The following is a 25,174-nucleotide window of genomic DNA, read 5'->3' on the forward strand; positions in this document are numbered from 1 at the left end:
AGTCGTTTTATTGTAGTTGATGGTTTGTTTTTGATTGCATAGGAGCAAGAATTTGCAGATAGATTGGGATAAGGCACAACATATACTAAAGAAAATTTTTAATAACGGAGCTTAAGCTAATTTATTTTAGTTGGCTAATAGAGAAGAGACAAATAAAAATGTATATTGTAAAAGAGTTTGATGAAATTTTAATTTCTACATAGTCCCCAAGATAGGAGAGATATATTACATGACTGATTTTAATAATGTTCTATCTTTTGAAAAATTTACAGAAGGAATACCTCATTGGCAAAGAAATATGGATTATAACAATATGAAAAACATCTCTCTGGAAAAACATATGGGTGAATATTTTAATTTTTTGTATTCAAGAGCGCTTAATCTTACAGCACTATCAGAAAATCAAAATATCTATTTAGAAGTAGCTAAAATTGCTCAAAAGTATGAAAGAATATTGAATATGGAATCCATAATGACTATTGATATGGATATAGAATTAATTGAGCTGGAAAAAGAAACGATGAAACAGTTGTATCTATCTGATTCTAAGAGTTTACCTAACAAAATAGATGCTTATGCAATATTAAATAGTCTTTCGAATCAATATGGTTATTCAATAAGAAATATACTAGTTAATTTTTCTAGAGAAGAGCTAATAAAAATTTTTGTGGCATATGCAAATACGATAAGTTATATTTGCATGCAATCCTATGAATGGAGTTCTGATGGTTATATAGATAAAAATAGAATGAACCTTATTTCAGAAACATTACATATTATTGAGAGATTTAAAATAAGTGATTTAAGGTTTTTTTTTGGTGCCGATAAAAAAGTTTTTGAATATTTAATTCATTATGTATTGAACAGTGAAATTGACTTTAAAGAAATATCAAATAGCATACTAAATATAAAAGATCTTTTATATGTAACGAATTTACTTCTAAATGTTGAACAAAAGAAGAAATACATTGAATATTTATATGAGAATGGCGGCATTATGAGTATTGAAGATGGAATATTAAAAATTGAGGAATCATATGAAAGTAAAATCAGAAAATATTTCAAATCTACAGGGGCTTTTAAAAAGAATCTTTATAATAAAGAGTTAGAAGAAGTTTATCAATCTTTTGAAGCGAGAAGAGGGTATTCTCCGTTTATTTTAGAAGAGTATATTTATGAATATAATGAAAAGTTCTTAGAAACCAGAACTATAATTTCATTTATAGAAAAGGAAGCTTTAGTAGAGGATATCTATCGTAAAACTGGTAGAGATAAAGTTGCTATTAGATTCATGTTAGATGATTTAGTTTTAAAAAAATGTTCAAAAACAAATTTTATAAAATCTACCTTTAGTGATGATAATAGATTATTTAGAACTCCACTTATAGAAGTTAAAGATTATTATATTTTACCTTTTTATACTTTTGTAGAATCAGCACAGTATTTTAGACAGAGGATTTTAAAAAACCATTTAAACAAAGGGTTAGATAAAAAGACTAAAAGATTAGTGGAAAGAAATTATGATGAATATGATTTAAAAAGGTTAAAGTCACTTTTGGAAAAAGAAGATATTATAGGAGATGTGAATTTTGATTTAAATAAATTTGAAGAATGTAAAGAATTATTTAAATCAAACCATTCAATTTCACAGGAAATAGATTTTTTTTACATAAAGAATAATACCTTACACTTAATGGAATTAAAAAATAGAGATATAGATAATAGTTTATATGGGTTATCCCAAAGTTTATCAAAAGCTAAAGAACATATGATAAAAATGAATGAACGACGTTTGTTTTTACTAAAACATAGAGCTATTTTTGAGGGGATTTTAGGAGGAGGATTTGATTCAGTAGAGCTATATTTGGTTAATAAAAATCCAAATTATTTAGATAATACTTTTAACTCTAAGTATCAAATAAACATTTTCTTATTTGAAGATTTCTATGAGTATGTATCTAAACAAATTTAGATTTGTAGATATAAATATAAAAAGTATTAAACCGCACTTAGGCCCATCAAGGAGAACCTTACCATTCTACTCAATGGGGAAGCGGGAGAACCGTCCCCCTGGTCGACCAGTCTACCACAGGAATGTTACGTTCCAAATAAAAGTAAATGAAGTATAGAATAAGCGCCCCCTGAAAAACAGGTGGGCGCTATTTGACGCTTACGTTTAAATAATGCTTATCATCGATGTTACAAGCACTTTAGGTTAGTGTGATAAAATACTTATACAATATACCTCAACTGTTGCTTACAATCCCTTACATACTGCTTCCAGCAATCTTCCTTCTTAGCCCACTGAGTAACGTTTTGTTCCCCAGCTGAATCCCTAAGAAACTCAAGTGTCTTTTGGGCGATTTCTTTAATGACATTATCCCATCTATCAGAAAGAGATTGTTTGTTCCAAACCTCTTCTAAATTAATTCTCTCGCCATATAATTGATTTAACATTGCTGTAGAGTAGTAGATAACGTTAGCTTTGTAACCCTTTAATCCCATGGAGTTAACAAGCTCTTGTACTTTCCTGTTAATAATAACCCTCGCAATTAACATTTTGTACATGGATGAGGTCATCTCCTCTAATTCCTCTAACTGATTATCATTGTTTCGTTCATACTTCCAAAATGATTTATTGAAGTCCATGAATTTAGTAAAAGCAGCCTCGCCGCCTTTACTGGAGATATGAGGGAAGCCTTCCCAAGACATAAAGTTTTTCGCTAAGTCTACTTTATTTAGAAGGAGTTCCTTTGGAAATTCTTTCTTGAATTCTGTTTGTTCTTTTCCTCGGTTCCTTCTATTTAGATCTACCATATACTGGCCGCGAGCTCTCTCAAAGTACCATTTTGATTCAGCTTTTCTTTTATCCTGAGCTGGAATCCATATAGTCCTTGAGAAATGCTCTAGAGAGGACATATAACGCGTATTAGCTAGTAAGTCTGACTGGTTAATTTTATTTTGTGTATTAGCATATTTAGAAATTTTAGCCACCATATTTTCTTCAGCAATCATAGAACTGTCTGTATTAGAAGTATGAAGAATAGTTAACTTAGTCTGAACGAATACTTCGCTTAAATCAATTCCTGACTTGTAGGCACTATGAATAGATGCGGTTGTTTGTCCACCGTTGACTATTTGCCAGCCTTCAAGAGAATTAATCTTATAAAGATTAAAACTAGATGAGGAGTGATCTAAGCTGCCAGAACGCGCGACACTGGAGATGCCGTTATTGTAAACAACAAATAAATCTTTCTCGTTATCATCCTTTAAAGTGTCTCTAATACCTTTATTGGTAGCACCTCTGGCTTGTAAAAATGATCGGACATTTCGTTCAACTAACTTAGGTCCCCACTTTTCGTATGCTCTTGCTAAAAGTTCGGCAGAAATAAAACCAATGTAGCAATCAAAATTGTTAGGTGAAGCCAATTGGTTCTGTGGTTGAGGCACTTTCATTAGTTCAAAAGATTGATTGAATTCTTCTTGGAAATTAATAAGGATGCTGGTTGAGTCTTGATCAGCAGAAATAATTTGATAAAGCCTGTCAATATCCCAGACTTGAACATCAATAGCAACATCCTTGGACAGGGAGATGTCTATCGGTTTATTAGTGCGATAGTACCTATTAGTTAATATAGTTATATTTAGGCGCTCTACTAAATTATTGTTATCTTTAAGGAGCGCTAATAAATCATTTATTGAATGAGATGGATCAATAGGAAGATTTTTATATTGGGTATAGAATTTTTTTGCTTTATTTGCTAATTCCCTTAGAGAGGTCATTGTGATTTCTTCGGGCTGATCCATAAATTCATCAAAATCAATAATAAATAAGTTTAACTCGCGTTCACTATCCTCATATGAATAAGCGTCGACTTGAATATTTAGATTTGGTCTATAGTATTCTACATAAATTGGTGAAGATGAGGATTCCATATATTTCAGATATTCTTCAAGAAAAGCTTCATACGGTGAAGTTCTTGAAATTTCATTTTCTAAGTCATTCATGAAATCTTCGTAGAATGATTGTAGTTCATGCTTGGCCATAATGGTCACCGTCCAGTTAAGTTAAAGATGTTTGTGCTGTCTATTTTTGAATCTTCACAATGAGATAAGTCTATCGAATAAGAGACATGAGAAATACCTTTTGGTAAAGATTCAACTGGTATCATAGGAAAACGGTTATCTACTGTATACGTTTCTTCTTCTAGTACATTCAAATATAAATCAGTATACTCATTATCACTGAAGCCAGAACTTCTAAGCAAGTCATCAAATTTGAGCCGGAGCTGAAGTGAGAATAAATAGAAATGGATTCTTAGTTCGTCTACTAAATCCTGAAGTGTATGGCCTATATTTCGGCTCTCCTCTAAATAACACACGTATAAATAAATTTCCGGGACAGCATCTGTTATTCTCAACTGTTTTTCATTAGAAATACGAACTCTTTTGTTAATCTGGTCTCTAACTGTCTTTATTTCTACACCGAAACCGTTCGTGCGAAAGTCAACTCTATCACTAAGAGGTCCTCCCCAGCTTTCTAATAGAAGGGGAGGTCTGTCTGGATTATTTTCTATCCATTTCCTCATAAACCATAACTCGCCGAATAATCCTCTCTGCTGATCTTCATTTAATTTTTTATATCCTCCACGTCGGAAAAAGCTTCTCCATTTTTCGAGCACTTTATAGATAACTGTAAATAATGGTTCGTCAGGGTCTCGAGTGATTACGTGGTCAAATAGGTTCTGCATTATAGTTTCAAAAAGGTCTCCAGTATCAGGGTCAGCCTGTATGAACTCAATGAAATACCTATCATTTAAAGGTCCAAATGTATCGTGATGTTCCATTTTTATTTGTAAACCATGCCACTTAGGCAAGGATTTCATTTGTTCATCTTCCCATGGACCATCGGGAATCTCTATGAAAAAGTATCTGCTCTCGGACGCATTATCAATCCCGCAAAATACGATTGCTTGTTCATGAAACAATGGAACCATCGGTATAAGTTCTGATTTATCTTCGTTTTGTTTTTGCGTTAGAATCTGATTAAAAGTATCTATTACAAGTGTATTCACTAAAAGTCACTCTTTTCACTTACAGACTTATTTTTTAAATAGACCTCATCACTAATATCTTGACGGGTCTTTGGAAATGCTACTGCAAAACCAATAGGTACCAAATTACTATCAAAACCCACATTTTGAACTTTGCTGAATACCTCTGCATTAGGATTTAACGGATAAATAAACAATTTAGGTGCAGAGATACTTCCGCTTTTTTTGTTTTCGTCAAAGTACTGTTGTTTTGCTGCCACGATTGCTTTTACATCCACTCGGTCGTTTGGAACATTCTCAGCTTGGGCTCCACGAGTAACTGTATAGGAAAGTGATAATGGTCCAAGATTAACAGGCTGGTTATACCTTTCTCTACTCGGCACACCCTCTACGACAATTACTTTCCATTTTTTCAACTCATCGTATTCTTGAGAGTTCAGAAGTTTTATATATTCGATAATACTTTCTGAAGAAGACTTAGTTGATCCCTCATAAGTCTGAAAGTCTCTTAAGAAATCGGTAATAATGGCTACATCCACATCTGACGCGACATGATACTTTGTGTTTGTTTTTTTATCTTTATCCTCTTGAAGCTTCAAGTTCGGATATACGCTAGTTACTAGTTCTGTAGTAGTCTTCATATTATTCAGAAACGAGGTTTTCTCCTTGGATAGCAATCTAGTCTGATGGAGTTTATCGCTGTAGTTTTGATAAGCAGCCCTTGCATTTTTCATTTTTAGATTACTGGTCAACATCATTTTAGGATGAGATAACATTTTTACAGCATAGTCACTTGGCGATAAATCTTCATTCCGCATTTTATCAAATTCATCTCTAAGCTGATACATGGCAACGGCTAAGTGTTCAAAATTGGACGCTATCTCAATGGAGGTATAAATACGGCATAAGTCTAAATAAGGTTTACGGTAACCAAACCAGCGTCCCATTTGCATTAAGGTATCATACATCAGTGTGTTTCTATAATAGTAACTGATTGATAGACCTTCCAATGTCAGTCCTCTAGAGAGTTTATCTCCGCCTACAGCAATAACATTTAATCCTTTTTCTTTATATTTATGATATTCGAGAGTGTCTTTACTGTCTCCGTTTAATTCCATTACATCAATTCTGGTAGCAATCTTTTTCATTACGGCATAAACAGAAACCCAATCAAAAGTTTCATAGTTAGTATTTGTGGCACTATTCCACTTTTCGGTTTTCCGAACGAACTCCTCCATATAAAGTGTCTTTATCTGATCGACATCAGAACTTGATGGGTTGAACCGCACATTATTAACTATAGTGTCAAACTCTTCCTTAATAACCTCTTTTAAAGACTTCTGTACTAGAGTGAACCTGGAGGTATGAATTAACATAGAATTATGCTGGTTTTCATGGCCTCTCAGGTTTCTGATCGAAACGGTAATTAAAAAAGAAAGGAGAGCTTCTTTTAATTTGGGTGGAACACTTTCAACTTTATAATATTCATCTTTCTTTTTTATACTTTTAAACAACTTTTCATCTTCGTCTTCAATATCGATTATTAAGGATGGTCTGTTATCATCCGCGTTCTCAGCTGCGTTAAAAAACTCATCCGGCCCGCAGTAATTATCTGGCTTTGGAAGTCCAACCAAAAAATCTTTTGGGTATAAATCTTGACCGTGGTCATTAGTTTCTGTATGGGCTCCTATCAGCAGGTTTGCAAATGGGGTAGCCGTGTATCCTACATAGGCCTTTTGTTTGAAGAGCATAAGGGTTTCTCTGATTAAACGATTAATAGTTTTAGGATCTTCACCTTTGTTTTTATCACTTGTATCAATTGAAGCCTGATCAGCCTCGTCGTCAATAACAATGACAGGAATATTAATTAACTCTCCAGCTTGCTTAATAAGACTCGTTAACAATGAAATTAAACGTTCAAGAACATCTTTATTCTTTTTAACAACAAGGAGTGTTTTGCTGCCGCTTAAATTATAGGATATTTGCTGAGGAAGGTCAGTTATATCATTGTCTATGGAAGTTAGAGACTGTATAAAATGCTGAGGATCGTTTGCTGCAATTGATCCTACCCCTTTATTTGATTTTCCTATAACTTCTTCCTCTAACCGAAGCTGCGTCTGAGCACGTAAGTCATTATGGATTCCCGATAATACAATAGTTAACTTATAACCTTCATCAAAAGCTTTATTAATCAGGCCTGTAAAATTAGCTGTCTTTCCTGATTGTACATATCCAAGTACCAGACCTCTGACGTCAAAAGGTTCTTCCCCTCTTGGATTACCTAATGTACGTAAGATTTCATCAGTTGTTTCGTCAATTACATCTATAATATCTTGACTCCAATTCTTTCTTTGAACTAAGTATTGCTGGTACCGACTCCAGAAAAAACGATTGCCTCTTCTTCCAGTGTCATACCAAGGGGAGGGGTCTTTAACTCTTAATACTAGTGATGAAGGCTTATAAACTAAACCGCCGTTTCCATATTGAATCTGCAGTTCCAACTTCCAGTTTTCTATAAACCTAGGCTCTACCTCTTCTATGAAATGATTATCCATAACAGCACATGTTCTTTCAAATAGCTCTTCTTTAGTAAGGTCAGAACTTATTGATTTAAATAAGTTATATTGGGCTTTAAAGTGATTAAAGTATTGTTCCTTTATCTGATTTATCATAAATACTCTCCTCTAATACCGTCTTTATAGTAGTTCGATTAAAACGCTCCATTGAAGGAGTCATCAGAATCACATTGATTAATTCATCTGGATTATTTGATTCCACAAGCTGTTGATACATTTTTGCTAGATTTATAAGTAAATCTTTATCACTATCAGTGATAGGCTGAAGCACCTCTTCTTCAACTTTTGGAACTATAACTATATTAGCTGGTGATCCGAGTTCAACAAGCTTTAAGAACATTTTCAAATCTTTTAAAGTTTCATCAGGAACATTTCTCATTATTTTTTGAAGCAGTGGGTGTGATCGGTTAAGCTTGAAAGAAGAACCGTCCTCGATATCTTCTTGACGCCATGTATTAACATTGCTCCGGATATTAGTGTCTCCGGAACTGCTTTGTGTTCTAAAATAAAACACTTGCTTAGAATATTCCCGTGCTTCCTTTGCGATAATTTTCAACTGGTTCTTTATAAAATCAGGAGGATTAACTGTTGACTTCTTAATATCTACTTGCCATAAATCATCTGATTTGTTTGTTATATCAATCCTAACTCGAGCTAACTGAGAAGCCTGGTCTTTGGGGAATAAATCCAGCCAATTTCCAAAGTGTAACAGTCTATTTTCTCTGTAAACATAAAAACCCTGATGATCATTCCAGCCTTTTAGACCTCCGGCATTTTGGTATTCAGTTTGATTAAGATATGAAGCATGAGGTAAAACGTATGTACTTACCTTTACTAATCCTGCTGTATCTCTTAATGCTCTAGGTCTCAATGGATTTGTATAGTCATGGTCGGTTAAGAAGGGATTCCAGCCTTCTATGAGCGTGCCGTTTATACTAATATTAAGGCTGTCGGAAATCAAGCTGTGAAAAACAAATGCTAAATGCTTGTATATTCTGTCGATTTTCTTATAGAAACTGTCTTCTAGAATAGGGTTTTTTCCAGTCCTCATAAAACGGTCAAGCTTATCGATAAAGACTATTGTTCCTGAATTGCTCTCAATAGAAGACATGTGTCGTTTTACTTCCTCAGGGATTGCAGTAAATAGTTCCCAACTATTGGTTGCTGAGACATGATCCAGATCCCAGCACCGCTCTACAAAGTGCCCATCTTGTTTGCTAATTACGCTTAAACGCTTACCAAGAGAGAAGGCAGCTGTCTTAAGCCCCATTCCAAACCTGCCGAGCTCTTTGTTTTTTCTTTGGTTGCGGGGATCTTTAGAACCGATTGACATTGCTGTTTGAATTTCTTCTGAGTTCATTCCGTGTCCATTGTCTAAAATTTGTATGTAACCATTGCCATAATTATATTTGAAATTTAATTCTACAGAGGATGCTTGTGCATCTATAGAGTTATCAACAATGTCTGCAAGCGCAGTTTTTGAGTTATATCCCAATGCTCTTAGAGCATTAATTACAGGACCAGCAGAAGGCTGGGTTAAAATAGTTTCCATAAAAAATCTCCTTACTGAATAACATGATGTTTAATTATAAAATTCGGACTTTATACTTATATTATTATTGTAGTACAAATCCCTAAATATTGTTATGTTAAAATCCGGATAAAAAAGACAGCTACCTAATTGGAGCTGTCTTTTTGCTGTAATTTATCTAGATATTTTAAAAGAGTAGATGCTATGCCTTTTGCTAATAAAGGAGGGACAGCATTTCCTACTTGCTGATATTGTTCATCTTTACGTCCATAGAATCTAAAAGAATCTTGGAAAGACTGCAGGCGAGCTGCTTCCCTAACACTAAGTGCTCTGGCCTTTCTTGGATGCTGCCACATTGATTTTCGAACATTTACTACAGTGGGAGAAGGTTCATTGTAGTTCAGTCTCAAGTATACGGTGTTCTGAGTTCTTGACGCATCACTATAGCTGGATTTTAGTTCATCGGATAAGCTGTGAAAATTTTTCCCGTTAGTTCTTCGGATTTCCTCAAATCTCTTTTGGATAAGAGGTGAACTATTAGGATTTATGTGATTATACAGGGTATTAGTATTAAAAAGCTTATCTCGATAGTAATCGGTCAAGGGAGACTCGGAGTATTCGGCAGGATAAGTTTTATCATTATATCCTGCAACTTCTTGTTGAGGCTCTACTTCTTCAAGATCTAAAATAGCATCTTTAACAGTGAGGGAGTCGGAAGAATAATGCCCGGGAAGTTCCAGTTCTACCTCTTTATTCTTTATCCCCATCATAATAAACCTTTTTCTTCTCTGAGGCACTCTGTATTTAGATGAGTCTAAAACATTACTTGTCACTGAATAACCATAGTGTTCAAATACTTTTTTTAGGTAATCCACCAAGTTATAAGAGTAAACTTTCGCATTAACTAATAGCCATTCGGTTTCTTCAGAAATGATTAGTTTCGAGCACTCAATTTGTTCGTCTTTTAACTCCTGACAACGGGTTAGAAATCGGTTGTATTCAGTAAATGCAGCTAAAGGTAAAATTAATTGCTCAGAAGCTACTGGATCGGTTTTTAAGACAGTTAAAACCTGTCTTGTATCCTCTATTATTTTCTTAGCAGTATCATTTTGTGCGGTGTAACTAGTCATTAATTTAATGATCATTTCAACTTCATTTATTTCTTTTTTATTCGTTAACTCAGTTTTTTTATTCTTAGAGAACCTGCGTTGAATAGTCCTTAACCTTATTAATAAATCTACATCTTTAATAATGGGTTCCGGAACATCATTTAGAGTAGTAATGTTTTCTAATAATCTTCTAGGGAGAATTTTTGTTTTTAGCAGCTCAATACTATCTTCATTAAAGATAGCTTCTTCATCGTTGGTAATTGTTTTCAAGTGAGTAATCGAACTATAATCCCTTTTTTCATCGCCGTTACTTTTAGTGACAAAGAACTTATGTGTAGAAGATTGCATAGATTTGACGTTTTCCATCACAAAAGCTATTGGTTTTACTTCATCAATGGCCCTTACAAATTCTTTTACCAACTGATTGTTACCTGAAATTAAATAATTCTTTTGGCGGTTTGCATTGGAAAACCCCTGACATGGAGGCCCGCCTACCAAAACAGTTGAATTAGGGTCTAACTGAAGATTGTTTTTAACTTCTTGAAAGTTAATCTTAGTTATGTCACTTTTACCATTATTATCCTTAAGTATTATTTCTGGATTGTTTCCATGATTTTTAATGTAAGTTTCCTGAGCGGCACCATTTATTTCAATTGCTCCAGCCACCTTGAAACTTCCCGTTTGTTCAAAACCATTGCTTAATCCGCCAGCTCCTGCAAACAAATCCAATAAATTATATATTTTATCTTTCATTTATAATCACTTCCCACAAAACTTTCTAATATAAGCAGCATAGCTTAAAAGAGGTAATAGAGCAACTATTAATTATAATCTTCTCTGACTTCTGATGTCTAGTGTTCATATTAAATTACTTCTCTTCCCGGGTCCTATTAGGGATGTGATTCTTTAGCTTCATTAATAAAAGAGATAATTTTATCTATTGTAAGAACATAGTCTCTTTTAAATTCATGCTCCCAAATTCTTAAAAGCCTCCAACCCTTCTCTAAATAATACTCGTTAACTTCTTTGTCCCTTTCCTGATTCCTCTTTAATTTCTTTAACCAGTATTCTTGATTAGATTTCGGCATGTTACCGTGCGAAGGGCAGACATGCCAGAAGCACGAATCAATAAAAATGACTACTTTATATTTTTTTATAGCTATGTCTGGTTTTCCGGGCAGCGATCTAACATTCTTCCTGAATCGAATTCCTTTTTGCCATAACTCTCGTGAAACTCTATTCTCTAATTTAGATTGTGACCTTATTGCTTTCATGTTTTTGGTTCTTTGTTCTTTAGTTAGGTTATCGGACATACTTATCAGTTCCTTTTTTATACCTATTTATATACCTATAATTTCCCCTGAAAAAGTTATTCAGAAACAATATTATGCTTTGGAAATAGAAAGAAAAGGAGTATAGATATTCTGTTCCTCAACTCGGACGAATTTTTATATTTCATTTATTGAACGGAAGTAAGGAGAGAGGACTAAAACCTAGGCCTAGCGAGACAGCTCTTCCGGAGATATTCTATTCTTAATACACCTTCCTTATCTAATGGGCATTTAGGATTAACGACTAGAATTTGGGTTTTTTGGTATAATTATAAAGTGAATTTGAAATTACAACATGAAGTTGGAGAAGTTATGGAGAAGACTTTTAAGGAGATTCAAAGTAATTTACCGATACTTTTAGATGCACTTCTTTCAGCTTCGGGATATCCAATTAAAGATTTAACTGAGGGCAAAAACAAGAAAGTTTTTGGAGAGAGCAGTATACCGGTCCAAGGAATCTTTTTATTAGGGCTCATCTCACCAGACCTCTTTTTAAGCATGACTTAAGAGCATTCCCACGGTTATTCTACATGTCTAACCTACTAACTGGAAAGCGTTTTAACAAAAGGAGCGGCTTTGACCCAGGCTTATTGTGATATTAATAAAACCTTGTAAATTAATATAAATTTTTATTGTTGATATTTGGTATAATGAAGGAATATTCTAACTTATAAGGAGAAATTATATTCGAAGATAACTTGAATATAAAATTGGAAAGTAAGGTGATATAATGAGTGGAATTTTTTTGAGCAGAAATTCTTCTGTATCAGACAACGTGTTTGATTCTCAAATAATTAAAAATGATCATCTAAAATCAATGAATAATAAAGCAAATGATATTGTTGCAACTCTTGCTAACTTAGTTCCAGCTACTGAACAACTTAAGCAAATCATAAATCCAGAAAAAATTTATGTAGCACAATTTCCTAAAGAAATTCTTGAAAAGATGAAATCGGGTGAATATGACCTATGGCATACTAAATCAGGGGAAATTCTATCTAATATAATTGACAAAACCCTACCTAAAAATAGAAATATCATACATAATGTTAGATTAACAGAATTAAATCCCGATAAGGTAAATAAGGTGCAAAGGCTTTCAAATCACGTAATGAACATGGCTATTCAGCAGCAATTAACAATGGTATTAGAAGAATTATCTGAAGTGAAGAAAATTACCGCTTCAATTAAGCGTGGTCAAGAATTAGATCGAATTGGATTAGTATACTCAGGTAAAAGGCAATTAGAAAATGCTTTAGAAGCATCTCCTGAATCAAGAACAAATTTAATTCACCACGCTATTCAGAGTTTAGAAACCGGAAGAACACAAATAGAATATAATTTAAAGGAATCTCTAAATCAAAATAAAGATATTCCAAAAAGTAAGTTTAAAATTCTATTAAAGAATTTATTTAATAATGCGTTCTATGGAGAATGTGAAAATACATACAATAATTTTCAAGAGAGTTTTCGCGCATACTTAGACGCTTCTATATACCTTGCAACGGCATACAGTCAAATTAATAGTGAAAAAGCAATGTTAAAAGTATTTGAACCAACTAAGTCCTTAATTCTGGAGTCTTCTTCAAAAATGAAATTATTATCTTCTATTGCAGTTTCAGGCAAGAATGCAGAAGATTTAATGTGGTATGAAAATACAGGAAATATAATTGGATTTATCGATAACTATTCACAAAATTCATTATTGAATTCTTCTAGTTTTATTACTCTCGAAGTAGAGGGAAAAAAATTAATAATGTGAGGTAAATAAATGAAAAAGTGTCTTTTTTGTAGGAAAAAGAATGAAGGTGCAGTTTGTAATCATTGTTTAGCAAAAGGAGCCTCAAATGTTGGGAAATTTGTAAAGGGTACGGGTAAGTATGTTGGGATGGCAGCCATACCAATTGTGACAGCTTCTATTAAAAATAAATTTGATAAGAAGTAGAATGAGTGAGGAAAAGGATAAATGAGGGCTAATTTATATTTTTGTAAAAAGTGCATCAGCATAAGTAATAGTAACGAGAAGGTATAAATAATAACTTCCATTACATCATGAAATAAATTCTGGAGATACTTTTTTAGAAATAGGGAAATACTACACCCTACCGCTCATCTGCATTTTCCAGCTGCTTGGTGTCGAAGCCGCCCCTCGACCATTTCAGGTTGGAGAGATCGACGGTATCAGTGACACAGAAGTATTGAAAAGGAGTTAATAGCTTTTGATTAACAGCTTCTGTTAAGCGCATTTCGGCTGCGATGTGATCATCAAAGTAGGAGAGGATGCTTTTTCCATCCATCCTCTCAGGGGTAGCGGTCAGTCCTAGGAGAATCTGCGGCAGATAATGGTTCAGCAGCTTTTGATAAGAGCTTGCTGCTGCATGGTGAAACTCATCAACGATAATGAAATCGTAGTACCCGCTCTCTGTATGTTGATGAAGTTCCTTGCTGTAAAGCTTTGGATAGAAACAAATAAGTGATCAAGCGAGGACGGCTGTTGAGCGCCAACAAGCACGTCCCCGAAGTTTGGATCTCGTAAAATCGCACGAAAAGTATTCTGACTATGTTTCAGGATTTCTTCACGGTGAGCGACGAAAAGCAGCTTTGCTTTGCCGCCATTTGCTTTTCTGAAACGTTTGTAATCGAAAGCCGAAATAATGGTTTTTCCCACACCAGTTGCGGCAACCAATAAATTTTTATAGCGATGATGAACTTCTCGTTCTGCCTGAAGCTTTACCAGAATCTCTTTTTGGTAGAAATAAGGCTGGATGTCAAAGAGATATTGAACAGATTCCTCAGCCACTTTGCTTTTTTCCAAGGCGAGCTTGAGAGTCTGGTAGTCTTCCGCATTCTCTCCATTAAACAGCTTAAATTCCCTGTCATTCCAATAGCTTTCAAAGGTGGCTTCACATTTTTTTAATACATCGAAGGAATCCTTCTCCGTTACCTTCACATTCCACTCAAGACCAGAAGTTAGGGCGGGGTTGGATAGGTTGGAAGAGCCGATGTACGCCGTGCTGAAGCCTGTTTCCCTTTTAAAAAGATAGGCCTTGGCGTGGAGTCTTGTCCGCTGCACATCATAGGAAATACGGATCTCGGTATTAGGAAGCTTGCTCAGCTCCTGAATCGCTTTGAAATCCGTTGCTTCCATATAAGAAGTCGTGATGACACGAAGCCTGCCGCCACCCTCAGTAAATGTCTTTAATTCCTCCAGAATAATCCGCAGACCGCTCCACTTAATGAAGGAGACCAGCATATCCATAGAGTCAGAGGAGACGATTTCCTTCTTTAACTCACCCAGCATGTTCGGCTCGTAGCTGGAACCGGTGAATAACGAACTCTCAGATATAGGGGTTATGGGACGAATCACTCCCTGATTTCCAATGCTTCGGATGGAATTTATCTTAGAGTAGATATGGGTAAGGACTTCGCCTTCTTCAGAGATTCTTAGTTTTTCAAATTCTCGTTGATCTAATCGCTGGCTAAGAATGGTGATAATTTCATTACAGGTCTCGATTTGTTTAAGAAGAGCTTGTTGATCATTCCGCTCCTCATCGCGGACAGATTTCAATGCACTCCTAGTGACCGAGCTGATGTAGGAAGAGAGTACTTTACGCGCTTCCTCCACATCCAAAGGAGACTTGCCAATATCAAAATCTAAATCAGAGCCTTTGAGCTCTTCGTAAAGCTTTTCAGTAATGATTTCTTCATAAATTCCTTCTTTAAGCATATGGAGATCCTTCCCTGGTAAATGGTTTTATTTGGTATAATTATATCATATTAATATGAAAAATTACCTAAAGAAAAAGAAGGGGTGAACCATGGGCTGATTAAATTGGTTTTCAAATAACTGAAACCTGAAACCTTTCCCTACAAAATAATGTATAACAATAAAAACCCCCAGAAAGCAGGGATCCAATGGTTAAGAACAAGTTCTTCCTCGTCTTTTCAGCTATCCTGTTTTGCCTTTCCATCGTTATCTATTTCATCATTCCAAACGAAAGAAAACTGCAGGGAACTCTTACTGTGATGAACTTTCCTGTACAAGACCACAATGGGATGGTTGTATGGGGTACAATTGGGACCGTGTTTTTCATCGCGTGTCTATTTTGTCTGGCTAGCGGTTTGGAAAAATATCGCGCGCGATCCGTTATTGGCGTGATAATTGTGTTCAGTTTTTTGCCGGGTATTCTCATGGATGCGTATCAGGAAACCTTTGCTTCCGGGGTAAAGGCGGTATCTTATAATCAAGAGGGCGAATGTTATTTTGAAACGGTTGAAGAAGACCAAATAAGCGGTGAATGCACGTTCGTTTTGCATAACCGGAGCAATGAAGAAGTGACGTTTGAGGTGGAATTTATCGATTCCTTTTATTTCGTTGAAGAAAATCATAAAATGGTATCGCTTATGAATCTCGCTGGCCCGCATAAGATCACCTTGGAAGCGAATGAAAAAAGGTCCATTCGCATGACAGAGCTGCTGGATGTATCTAAGATTCCCAACCACATTGATTCGGGTAGTTCTTATGGCATCGAGCTTAAGTTAATTCAAAGTAATGGTGATCAGGTTCATTTATAACCTGTAGGATCTCATATGTAGAAGTAACCCCTCTATCCTTCAAATACTGAAGTATAGAGGGGTTTTCGGTTCAATGATTTTTAATTGTGTGCCTGTTTACCGGTCACATCCGTACTTGAATTCAGGTTCGGTTTGGATATAATAAGCCGTTCTTACTTCTGCCACCCAAAAGGCAAAGGCTGATCTCCAGGAAACACTATTAAAAAATTCATCAACAGATTGATTGTCAGAATCCCAGACGATTAACGTATTAAGTGGGGGAATTCCGCCGAGCCACAATCCATTTGTTAGGTCGGTGTCATCTTCCCGTACTAATAGAAGGGGAATGCCACGTTGAAAGGCCATTGCCGGTTCGATTTGGGCAAAGCTTGAGCCCTGCCAGAAAGGTTCGGTTGATGGGGGAGGCCCTACATTTGTATCAATGGTTTCAATGAGAAAACGACGGAAGTTTACTGCCAGCATTCCGTAGCTTGAGGAAACCAATCTGCGTACATTGGTTAAAATCGTTTCCGGATAGTTCTCTGTTATAGGACCCGTACGAGGGAATAGTAAAGCATTCTCCATCTCAAAAATAAGACGGTTTAGAAATTGACGTTGTTTTGCGTTCAAGTTATTCGTTGTGCTTAAGAAAACGGGAAGGCGAAACGCGCGGTCAAGACAATCCTGGTGGGGTTTTAATGAGTGGTTCTTACACTCCTGCTCTTTCTCTATCACTCTATCATGATTGCTATCTTGATTTTGATCCATATTTTCACCTCCTTCTATTTACTATATGTAGAAGAAGAAAAGAGAGTTGGACAAAACGTATCTATTTTCGCTAAGGCTGAAAAAATAATACATCTGCCTACAGCAGGTGGCCGTCTATATTAATAGAATTAGCCGCCTGTTTTTTATATTAGAAGAGCTGCCCATCACAATTCCTATACTTTTCACAGCAAATTGTATAGTTTACCTGTTTTTTTGTGAAAGCGGGATTGCTAAAATTTAGAAATAAGTAAGCGCTTTCTCTTTTAACGATACTACATACGCGAAAATGGAGGGATTTGGATGGGACACGCTCATGAGCTGAAGCACAGAATGGCGAACAAGACGATTAAGCTGGTGGATGCAGCGGGACAGCCTGTTGCGGGGAAAGAAGTCGAAATCAAGCAGACGAATCATGCGTTTTTGTTTGGCTGCGGCATATTTGATGTGGTGGATGTAGCCAATCAAAACGTACCTGCAGACCGACTTGCGTTTCAGGAAAAAAAGCTGGATTTGTTTTTAGACGTGTTTAACTCGGCCACGCTGCCGTTTTACTGGGGGAGGTTCGAGCCTGAAAAAGGAAAGCCGCTCACAAAAGAATTACAGGCAGCAGCCCGGTGGTTAAAGGAGCGGAATATTGCCGTAAAAGGACATCCGCTTTGCTGGCACACCGTAACGGCTCCGTGGCTTCTGGAAATGAGCAATGAGGAAATTCTTCAGGCGCAGTTTGCGAGAATCGAGCGGGAAGTGACTGACTTTAAAGGGCTGATTGATACATGGGATGTCATCAATGAAGTAGTGATTATGCCGATTTTCGATAAATACGATAATGGCATCACAAGAATTAGTCAGGATCTTGGCCGTGTAGGCATCATCAAAGAAATGTTTGCAAAAACACGTGAACATAATCCAGACGCGACGCTTCTATTAAATGATTTTAATACATCGATCAACTATGAAATTTTAATAGATGGCTGTTTAAACGCAGGGGTCAAGATTGATGCGATTGGCATTCAGTCCCATCAGCATCAGGGGTATTGGGGTCGTGAAAAACTCGAGGAAGTGCTGGATCGTTTTTCGCATTTCGGTCTGCCGATCCACTTTACTGAAAACACCTTAACCTCCGGGCATCTGATGCCGCCTGAGATCGTTGATTTAAACGATTACGAGCCTTCCCACTGGCCGTCTACACCTGAATTTGAAGAGCGCCAGGCAAAAGAAGCAGAGGAAATGTATTCAATACTGTTTCACCATCCGTTAGTTCAAGCAATTACGACCTGGTCCTTCAGTGACGATGGTTCGTGGCTTGGTGCGCCTGCCGGATTTATCCGAAAAGACAACAGTCCAAAACCAGCCTATGAGGTGCTGAAAAAGCGAATCAAAGGGGACTGGAGTACACATTTAACCGTAAAAACCGATGACAATGGAGTCCTAACTTTTGAAGGATTCCTTGGTGAGTACGACCTGGTATGTGACGGGGAAAAGGTCCCATTTACCATCGAGCAGGAAGCTGAAACCGATCAGCTGATCCTCCGATAAAGACGATCAGAACGGAAATGCAGGGAGTGAAAACACGTATGACAATGAAACAAGGGGTAAATCCGTATCTTCCGTCCTGGGAGTACATTCCGGATGCGGAACCGCATGTCTTTCAAGGGAGAGTGTATATTTATGGCTCCCATGACCGCTTTAATGGACATGTGTTTTGTTTAAACGATTATGTATGCTGGTCGGCGCCGGTTGACGATCTGGGAGACTGGCGGTTTGAGGGGGTCATTTACGAAAAAAGGGATGACCCTCTTAATCCGGACGGAAGAATGTGTCTGTACGCACCGGATGTAACGCAGGGCCTGGATGGACGGTATTATCTTTACTATGTGCTTGATAAAGTGTCCATTGTATCCGTAGCGGTGTGTGACACGCCGGCAGGAAAATACGAATTTTACGGCTATGTGCAGGATTCAAACGGCGCACGGCTTGGGGAAAGAGAGGGCGATCAGCCGCAGTTTGATCCGGGTGTCCTGACAGAAGGCGAGAATGTCTATCTTTATACCGGTTTTTGTGCGGCCGGCGACACGTCAAGAAAGGGCGCGATGGCAACGGTATTGGGTGCGGATATGCTGACAATCGTGGAAGAGCCGGTCTTTATTGCACCGAGTGAGCCCTACAGTAAAGGAAGCAGCTTTGAGGTACATGAATTTTTTGAAGCACCTTCTATGCGAAAAAAAGGCGACACGTATTATTTCATTTATTCCTCAATCGTGATGTATGAGCTGTGCTATGCGACAAGCAAGCATCCGACGAGGGATTTTGTTTACCAGGGCGTCATTGTAAGCAATAACGATCTTCATATCGAGACGTATAAACCTGCCGCGCAGCCGATGTATTATGGCGGTAATAACCACGGCAGCATCGTTGAAGTAAATGGCGGGTGGTATGTCTTTTACCACAGGCATACGAATGGGACGAGCTTTAGCCGTCAGGGCTGCATCGAGCCGATAGAGTTTCTCACCGATAGAACGATTCCTCAGGTAGAAATGACGTCTTCCGGACCAAACGGAGGCCCGCTTGCCGGACGGGGAGAGTATCCCGCACATCTTGCGTGCAGCCTTTTCACAAAAGAGGAAGAAGTGTATTCAGGAACCTTTGGTGCGTGGATGAACGGGAGATTTCCGAAGATTACCCAGGACGGGAAAGATGGAGACGAAGAAAGAGGGTATATTGCCAATATGCAGAATGAAGCAACTGCCGGGTTTAAATATTTCGATTGCAGGGGTATTCAAAAAGTGAAAATTGAGGTTCGGGGCTATTGCCGCGGTAGCTTCGAAGTCAAAACCTCCTGGAACGGACCGGTGCACGGGCGAATTCCGGTGGACTTTACCAATGTCTGGACAGAATATGCGGCCGACCTTATCATTCCGGACGGCAAACAGGCGTTATACTTCACGTTTAGCGGTACGGGGAGTGCGAGTCTGGCTTCCTTTACGTTGGAGTAAGGTTGCAGAGTGAAAAGGATGAACGGATGAACTAACATGTTCAGGCTGAGACAATTGTGTCTCAGCCTGCTTCTATGTTCTGTTATTTCTCATTTGCGCTTATTTACAGCCAATTGAACTAAACTTTGCGCCTCTTTTACCTTAAAAAGCAGGATCATACCTAAATAAATGCCGGCTGCAAGGAGGATGGTCAGCAGAACGCCTATTGTTTCACCTAAAGCCTCCATGATAAAAGGAGATATGAGGTACGCAGCACTTCCCATAACCAGAGAGGCTGTCAGGATCTTCACATTTGAGCGGACAGCCTCATAGGTAAAGAGGGATCCTGTGTGGCTCCGCAGCTTCCGGTACAGCAGAAAGGTCGTAATAAAGGCAGCAATGCTGGTTGCCAGCGCCAATCCATTGATCCCCATGAAAGACGATAATATAAAATTTAATACGATATTAATGGATACGGCAATCGCCGCATTTAGTGCAGGGGTCTTTGTATCCTGCATCGCGTAAAAAGCGCGAGACAGGATTTCCCTGAAGCCATAGCCGATGAGTCCGACAGCGTAAAAGAAAAAAGCGCCGGAAGTCATGGTGACCGCTTCTGCATCAAAGGCTCCCCGGCCAAAAAGCAGCACGACAATTTCTTCTGAAAAAAGAAAGGCGCCGACTGTTGCGGGAATGACAAAGAGACCTACGCCATTTAAACCGCTGATCACAGACTCCTTGAAGCGGACATGATCGCTGCCTGCCGCCATTTTGGAAATGGACGGATACATGACGGTAGCGATCGAAACAACGAAAACACCGAGGATAAAGGCGTTCAGCGTGTTGGCATAGTAAAGAGCTGAAACCCCGCCTTCTGTAATAGAGGAAGCAAGGGACCGGTCAACAAGCTTATTAATCTGGGAAACGGCGGTGCCGAGCATAATCGGGAGAGCAAGCAGCGTCATTTGCTTTAAATGCGGGTCACGCACTTTAAAGACCGCCTGCCAGCGAAACCCTTTTTTTAATGCGAAAAATACAATAATCCCAGCCTGAATGAAGAGCGCTGTTAAATTTCCCGCAGCGAGCAGCACAATATAGCCCGTTTCATGGCTGACGATAATGGATAAGATTAAAACCGCATTCATCGGCAGCCCGATTAAGGTGGGGACAATGAAAAGCTTCTTCACATTTAAATAAGCTGAGAGTAATCGAATGATGGAAGTGAAATAAATCCCGGCAATCGTAATCCTCGTGAACCATACCGCAATTTCCAGTGTTTCTCCCTCGAACCCGGCAGCAAACAACAGAACAAGTGCCTTGGTAAAGACGAGTCCAAGTAAAACGAGAAAGGTGGAGATAACCAGTAGCAGATTCAGGACATGATTCGTAAACAGCCTGGAAGCATCCGGACCTTCATTTTGGTCAATTCTGGTATATAAAGGGATATATCCTGTTGAAATGGCTTTTGCCAGCAGGCCAAAAATAACTGTCGGAATTAAAATGGCAATTAAATACGCATCACTAATGCCGGAAACTCCGTAATAATACGAAAGCAGGATGTCCCGCAGAAATCCGATTAGTTTTGACCCCATGGTAAGGAGCATGATAAACAAAACTGTTTTTTTCATTTTTATTCCTTTACAAACATGGGCATCCGATAGCGCATCATTTTAACATTCCAGACCGGTGCTGCATTTAACGTCTCCCCGTATACCTGGTGCTGAATAAATAAATATGGGAAATTCACATTTGCCCCAAGACTCATTACCTGGCTGCCGCAGAATCTCGGGTTTAGATCCGTCAGCTTAAAGCCATCATCTGTTTCCATGAACTGCAGATTAAAGAATCCGTTGTCAACCAGCTTTTCTCCAATATCTTTGGCTGCCTTCATCAGCTCGGGCATATAGAGAACTTTCCCTTCAAGAACAATGCCGTTTGACACGCCTGTTCGTTCACGCGGGATTTCAACAACCGTCTTTCCATCTGCTATATAAACGTCGACACTATACTCTGCACCGGAAAAATAAGGCATGGCAATTCTTCGCGTTGAGAAGTTCATTTCCAGATAATCGTCATAGGAAACGACCTTTGCCTCTCCTTTTTTCAGTGCCTGCATAAAGCCTTCTCTGTCGGTTACGATTCTGAGCCCCATTGCTCCGTATCCCGTAACCTCCTTTACAATAACCCGCTTCGTTGAGAGAAAATGTTTGTTCATAATGGCGGAAAATTCCTGATTGGAGTCAAAGCCTTTATAAAAGGGGATGTATTCATGTAATTGAAGAGATGCCATTCGCTTGTATAGCGCCTCTTTATCCAGGAGATCGTTAAAATACTCACTATCCGGTATGGCTACGGGGATGGATAATGATTCAAATTGTTCTGCAAGATTTAATTCCTCGTGAAGAGAAGGAAAAAGCACGTCCACTTCTTCTTTTTCAATAATCTCTTCCAGGTCCTTCATATAATGATCAGTAGCTGTATAGCGGGAAATTTGATATGTTTTATCACAAAATTGGTTGCCGGTCGTCATCTCCCGCCTGTCAGCGCCAATGATTCTGACGTCATCCAAGCCCTGAAGCGAATAAAGAATGCCTTGTGCTGTAGGACCCCCAATCCCGGTAATTAAAACAGTTGATGCCTTCATAATAGGGTCTCCTTCCAAAACGTTATTCGTCCATTGTCTCAGATATAGCGTGTTAAAACCATAAATTCCGAATTTTTATTAAATTTCTATTCTGCTTTGTTTTTAAAGACAGGTGCATATCAATCGTAGTTCCTGGTATGACTGTAAAAATATAATAAAAATATCATTCGAATGTCCTGATTCTTACAATAATTGCTATAATAGTGGAGGATAGCATGCAACAGGAAGGGAGAGTGACTAAATGGCTGATGTGAATGAACAGGCGTTTTTGAATCATGATGAGGAAAAGAGGCCGAAAAACAAGGTGGAACGTAAAGAAGGAGAACCGACCGCCGCGTTTAAAGGGGCAAGCTGGGCTGCGCTTATTATTGGCTTATCCGCTTATTTAATCGGGCTGTTTAATGCTGCAATGGAGCTTAATGAAAAGGGGTATTACTTTGCTGTACTGATCTTCGGACTGTATGCAGCGGTTTCCCTGCAAAAAGCGGTGCGGGATAAGGAAGAGGATATCCCGGTTTCAGGTATTTACTATGGCCTCAGCTGGTTTGCCGTTGTAACAGCGATCGCGTTGATGGCAATCGGTCTTTATAACGCAGGAAGCATTATTTTAAGTGAAAAAGGATTTTACGCTATGGCATTTGTTCTGTGCTTATTTGCCGCGATTACGATCCAGAAAAACATCCGCGACACACAGGTTGCGAGACAAAGAGATTAATAGCAGAGAGGGTGTTACTGAGTGCAGTAATGCCTTTTTTTATGGGCTGGACATGTTTCACGCACGATCGATTCCACATACATAAATCCAATTACTTGAAAATTAAAAAAGTTTGCCCTATGCTTAGTTTACCGAATAAACTAAGAGAGCGTATTTGGCAGAATAAAGGAAGCACCAGATGGAGGGTTGATCATGAAAAAAGCAGTAATTACAGGTGGAAGCGGTTTACTCGGTTCAGCAGTTATACAGGAATTTTTAGATCATGGCTATGAAGTGGTGAATGCAGACAGAGTGCATCCTAAAGAAGCGCTTTGCAAAACCGTCATCACAGACCTGACGAATCTTGGAGAAGTGTACGGGGTGCTTTCTGGAGCGGATGCAGTGGTTCATCTTGCAGCGATCCCTGTGGCCTATTCTCATCCGAATGAAGTCACCTTTCAAAATAACGTCATGTCGACCTACAACATTTTAGAAGCGGCAGGAAATCTCGGTATTAAAAAAGCCGTTATTTCTTCAAGCGAGTCCTCCTATGGGATTTGTTTTTCAAAACAGAATTTAGCCCCTCAATATGTACCAATCGATGAGGAACACCCGCAGCTGCCGGAAGAAAGCTATGGCTTATCGAAAATTGTGAATGAAAAAACAGCGGATATGATTCATCAGCGAACGGGGATGCAGGTTGTATCCTTCCGGCTGGGAAATGTGATTTCTCCTGAAATGTATAAAAATTTCCCTTCGTTCATCCACGAGCCTGAGCAGCGCAAAACGATTTTGTGGAGCTATATTGATACACGCGATGCAGCCACCGCCTACCGGTTAGCTGTCGAAGCAGAGGGACTCGGCTCTGTTGCACTGAATATTGGGGCGGACGAGACAAGCATGGATATTGAAAGCAGAAAACTGATGGAGACCTGTTTTCCTGAGGTAAAAGATTTCCGGGAGGATTTATCCCGCTTTGAGCCTCTATTAAACAATAAAAAAGCGAAGAAGCTCTTAAACTGGGAACCTGTTCAAAAATGGAGAGAGAATGTAAAACAATATCTTTAAAAATAAGGAGAGATTCGTATGGGAAGCATTCAGGAAACAACGACATTGCACAACGGCATTAAGATGCCATGGCTTGGTTTTGGCGTCTTCAAGGTAAAGGACGGAGAAGAGGTTGTGAATTCGGTTAAGGCAGCTCTTGAAACCGGGTACAGAAGCATTGATACGGCAGCCATCTATGGCAACGAAGTAGGCGTCGGTCAGGCGATTGCTGAATCCAATGTGCCGAGAGAAGAATTATTTATCACCACGAAAGTGTGGAATTCCAATCATGGCTATGAAGCCACCCTTGCTGCATTTGATGAGAGCATGGAGAAGCTCGGCTTAGATTATTTAGACCTTTATTTAATTCACTGGCCGCTCCCGTCACAGGGGAAATATGTTGAAACATGGCAAGCGCTTGAAACCCTCTACAAAGAAGGCCGCGTCCGTGCGATTGGCGTCAGCAACTTTAAACCGCATCATCTGGAAGACATCATCGCTAAATGTGACATCGTGCCCATGGTCAATCAGGTGGAATACCATCCGCAATTTAACCAGCGTGAACTGCATGATTTCTGTAAAAAGCACAGCATCCAGCTTGAAGCCTGGTCCCCATTAATGCAGGGAGGACTGCTGGAGAATCCGATATTGGTTGAAATTGCTGAGAAACACAACAAATCAACCGCCCAGGTCATTATCCGCTGGGATATCCAAACCGGCGTCGTCACCATTCCAAAATCCGTAAACCCTAAGCGGATCGCGCAAAATGCAGATGTATTTGATTTTGAACTTTCACAGGAAGACATGGACAAAATCAGCACCCTGAACCAGGATCAGCGCATGTTTGCCGATCCGGATGAATTTGACCGGGTATAATTACAATAAAAAATGACTGTC

The 25,174-nt window shown here is 38.4% G+C and carries 18 protein-coding genes and 1 pseudogene; 9 read left to right on the plus strand and 10 right to left on the minus strand.

Annotated features, from left to right (window positions below):
• The first annotated feature begins 229 nt into the window (after window positions 1-229).
• Complete coding sequence (locus tag ACQCT8_RS14135) at window positions 230-1,972, plus strand: hypothetical protein (RefSeq protein WP_426872036.1); 1,743 nt, start codon at window positions 230-232, stop codon at window positions 1,970-1,972.
• Between the two features lie 260 nt (window positions 1,973-2,232).
• Here the strand turns inward: ACQCT8_RS14135 and ACQCT8_RS14140 are convergent, their stop codons facing one another.
• From ACQCT8_RS14140 to ACQCT8_RS14165, 6 genes are all read right to left on the minus strand, one after another.
• Window positions 2,233-4,047, minus strand: a complete 1,815-nt coding sequence (locus ACQCT8_RS14140; protein WP_426872037.1) for an AIPR family protein — start codon at window positions 4,045-4,047, stop codon at window positions 2,233-2,235.
• Between the two features lie 5 nt (window positions 4,048-4,052).
• Complete coding sequence (locus ACQCT8_RS14145) at window positions 4,053-5,075, minus strand: PD-(D/E)XK motif protein (RefSeq protein WP_426872038.1); 1,023 nt, start codon at window positions 5,073-5,075, stop codon at window positions 4,053-4,055.
• Entirely contained in the window at window positions 5,075-7,726 is a 2,652-nt protein-coding gene (locus tag ACQCT8_RS14150; protein ID WP_426872039.1) for a Z1 domain-containing protein, read from the minus strand. Before ACQCT8_RS14150 ends, ACQCT8_RS14145 begins: the two co-directional genes overlap by 1 nt.
• Window positions 7,695-9,182, minus strand: a complete 1,488-nt coding sequence (locus ACQCT8_RS14155) for an ATP-binding protein (protein WP_426872040.1) — start codon at window positions 9,180-9,182, stop codon at window positions 7,695-7,697. Before ACQCT8_RS14155 ends, ACQCT8_RS14150 begins: the two co-directional genes overlap by 32 nt.
• Before the next feature lie 125 nt (window positions 9,183-9,307).
• Window positions 9,308-11,023 carry a DNA cytosine methyltransferase gene (locus ACQCT8_RS14160; protein ID WP_426872041.1) on the minus strand — a complete coding sequence of 572 codons (1,716 nt, stop codon included), beginning with the start codon at window positions 11,021-11,023 and terminating at the stop codon, window positions 9,308-9,310.
• 137 nt (window positions 11,024-11,160) lie between these two features.
• Entirely contained in the window at window positions 11,161-11,583 is a 423-nt protein-coding gene (locus ACQCT8_RS14165) for a very short patch repair endonuclease (RefSeq protein ID WP_426872042.1), read from the minus strand.
• 748 nt (window positions 11,584-12,331) lie between these two features.
• On the opposite strand from ACQCT8_RS14165, the gene ACQCT8_RS14170 reads away from it, so the two are divergent.
• Window positions 12,332-13,363, plus strand: a complete 1,032-nt coding sequence (locus ACQCT8_RS14170; RefSeq protein WP_426872043.1) for a hypothetical protein — start codon at window positions 12,332-12,334, stop codon at window positions 13,361-13,363.
• Between the two features lie 9 nt (window positions 13,364-13,372).
• Window positions 13,373-13,546: a hypothetical protein gene (locus ACQCT8_RS14175; RefSeq protein WP_426872044.1), complete on the plus strand. Its 174-nt coding sequence runs from the start codon at window positions 13,373-13,375 to the stop codon at window positions 13,544-13,546.
• Window positions 13,547-13,718: 172 nt separating this feature from the next.
• Here the strand turns inward: ACQCT8_RS14175 and ACQCT8_RS14180 are convergent.
• A pseudogene (locus ACQCT8_RS14180) lies at window positions 13,719-15,328 on the minus strand (DEAD/DEAH box helicase family protein); the annotation flags it as partial.
• Window positions 15,329-15,516: 188 nt separating this feature from the next.
• Between ACQCT8_RS14180 and ACQCT8_RS14185 the strand changes: the two are divergent.
• Window positions 15,517-16,176 (plus strand): hypothetical protein, encoded by a 660-nt coding sequence (locus ACQCT8_RS14185; RefSeq protein ID WP_426872045.1) that lies wholly within the window; start codon window positions 15,517-15,519, stop codon window positions 16,174-16,176.
• 96 nt (window positions 16,177-16,272) lie between these two features.
• On the opposite strand, the gene ACQCT8_RS14190 is transcribed toward ACQCT8_RS14185, so the two are convergent.
• Window positions 16,273-16,923 (minus strand): hypothetical protein, encoded by a 651-nt coding sequence (locus tag ACQCT8_RS14190; RefSeq protein ID WP_426872046.1) that lies wholly within the window; start codon window positions 16,921-16,923, stop codon window positions 16,273-16,275.
• Window positions 16,924-17,223: 300 nt separating this feature from the next.
• Here ACQCT8_RS14190 and ACQCT8_RS14195 point away from each other — a divergent pair, with 300 nt between their 5' ends.
• Window positions 17,224-18,459, plus strand: a complete 1,236-nt coding sequence (locus ACQCT8_RS14195) for an endo-1,4-beta-xylanase (protein ID WP_426872048.1) — start codon at window positions 17,224-17,226, stop codon at window positions 18,457-18,459.
• 38 nt (window positions 18,460-18,497) lie between these two features.
• Complete coding sequence (locus tag ACQCT8_RS14200; protein WP_426872050.1) at window positions 18,498-19,916, plus strand: family 43 glycosylhydrolase; 1,419 nt, start codon at window positions 18,498-18,500, stop codon at window positions 19,914-19,916.
• Window positions 19,917-20,005: 89 nt separating this feature from the next.
• On the opposite strand, the gene murJ is transcribed toward ACQCT8_RS14200, so the two are convergent.
• Together murJ and ACQCT8_RS14210 are read right to left on the minus strand one after the other, a co-directional pair.
• Window positions 20,006-21,520: a murein biosynthesis integral membrane protein MurJ gene (gene murJ / locus ACQCT8_RS14205; RefSeq protein ID WP_426872052.1), complete on the minus strand. Its 1,515-nt coding sequence runs from the start codon at window positions 21,518-21,520 to the stop codon at window positions 20,006-20,008.
• 2 nt (window positions 21,521-21,522) lie between these two features.
• Window positions 21,523-22,536 carry an ATP-grasp domain-containing protein gene (locus tag ACQCT8_RS14210; RefSeq protein WP_426872054.1) on the minus strand — a complete coding sequence of 338 codons (1,014 nt, stop codon included), beginning with the start codon at window positions 22,534-22,536 and terminating at the stop codon, window positions 21,523-21,525.
• Window positions 22,537-22,777: 241 nt separating this feature from the next.
• On the opposite strand from ACQCT8_RS14210, the gene yiaA reads away from it, so the two are divergent.
• From yiaA to ACQCT8_RS14225, 3 genes are all read left to right on the plus strand, one after another.
• Complete coding sequence (gene yiaA / locus ACQCT8_RS14215; protein ID WP_426872056.1) at window positions 22,778-23,251, plus strand: inner membrane protein YiaA; 474 nt, start codon at window positions 22,778-22,780, stop codon at window positions 23,249-23,251.
• Between the two features lie 192 nt (window positions 23,252-23,443).
• Window positions 23,444-24,298: an NAD-dependent epimerase/dehydratase family protein gene (locus tag ACQCT8_RS14220; RefSeq protein ID WP_426872057.1), complete on the plus strand. Its 855-nt coding sequence runs from the start codon at window positions 23,444-23,446 to the stop codon at window positions 24,296-24,298.
• A gap of 18 nt (window positions 24,299-24,316) precedes the next feature.
• Window positions 24,317-25,153, plus strand: a complete 837-nt coding sequence (locus ACQCT8_RS14225) for an aldo/keto reductase (RefSeq protein WP_426872059.1) — start codon at window positions 24,317-24,319, stop codon at window positions 25,151-25,153.
• The last annotated feature ends 21 nt before the right edge of the window (window positions 25,154-25,174 follow it).

Source organism: Jeotgalibacillus proteolyticus, from assembly GCF_050107735.1.
In the GTDB taxonomy this organism is placed as follows: domain Bacteria; phylum Bacillota; class Bacilli; order Bacillales; family Jeotgalibacillaceae; genus Jeotgalibacillus; species Jeotgalibacillus proteolyticus_A.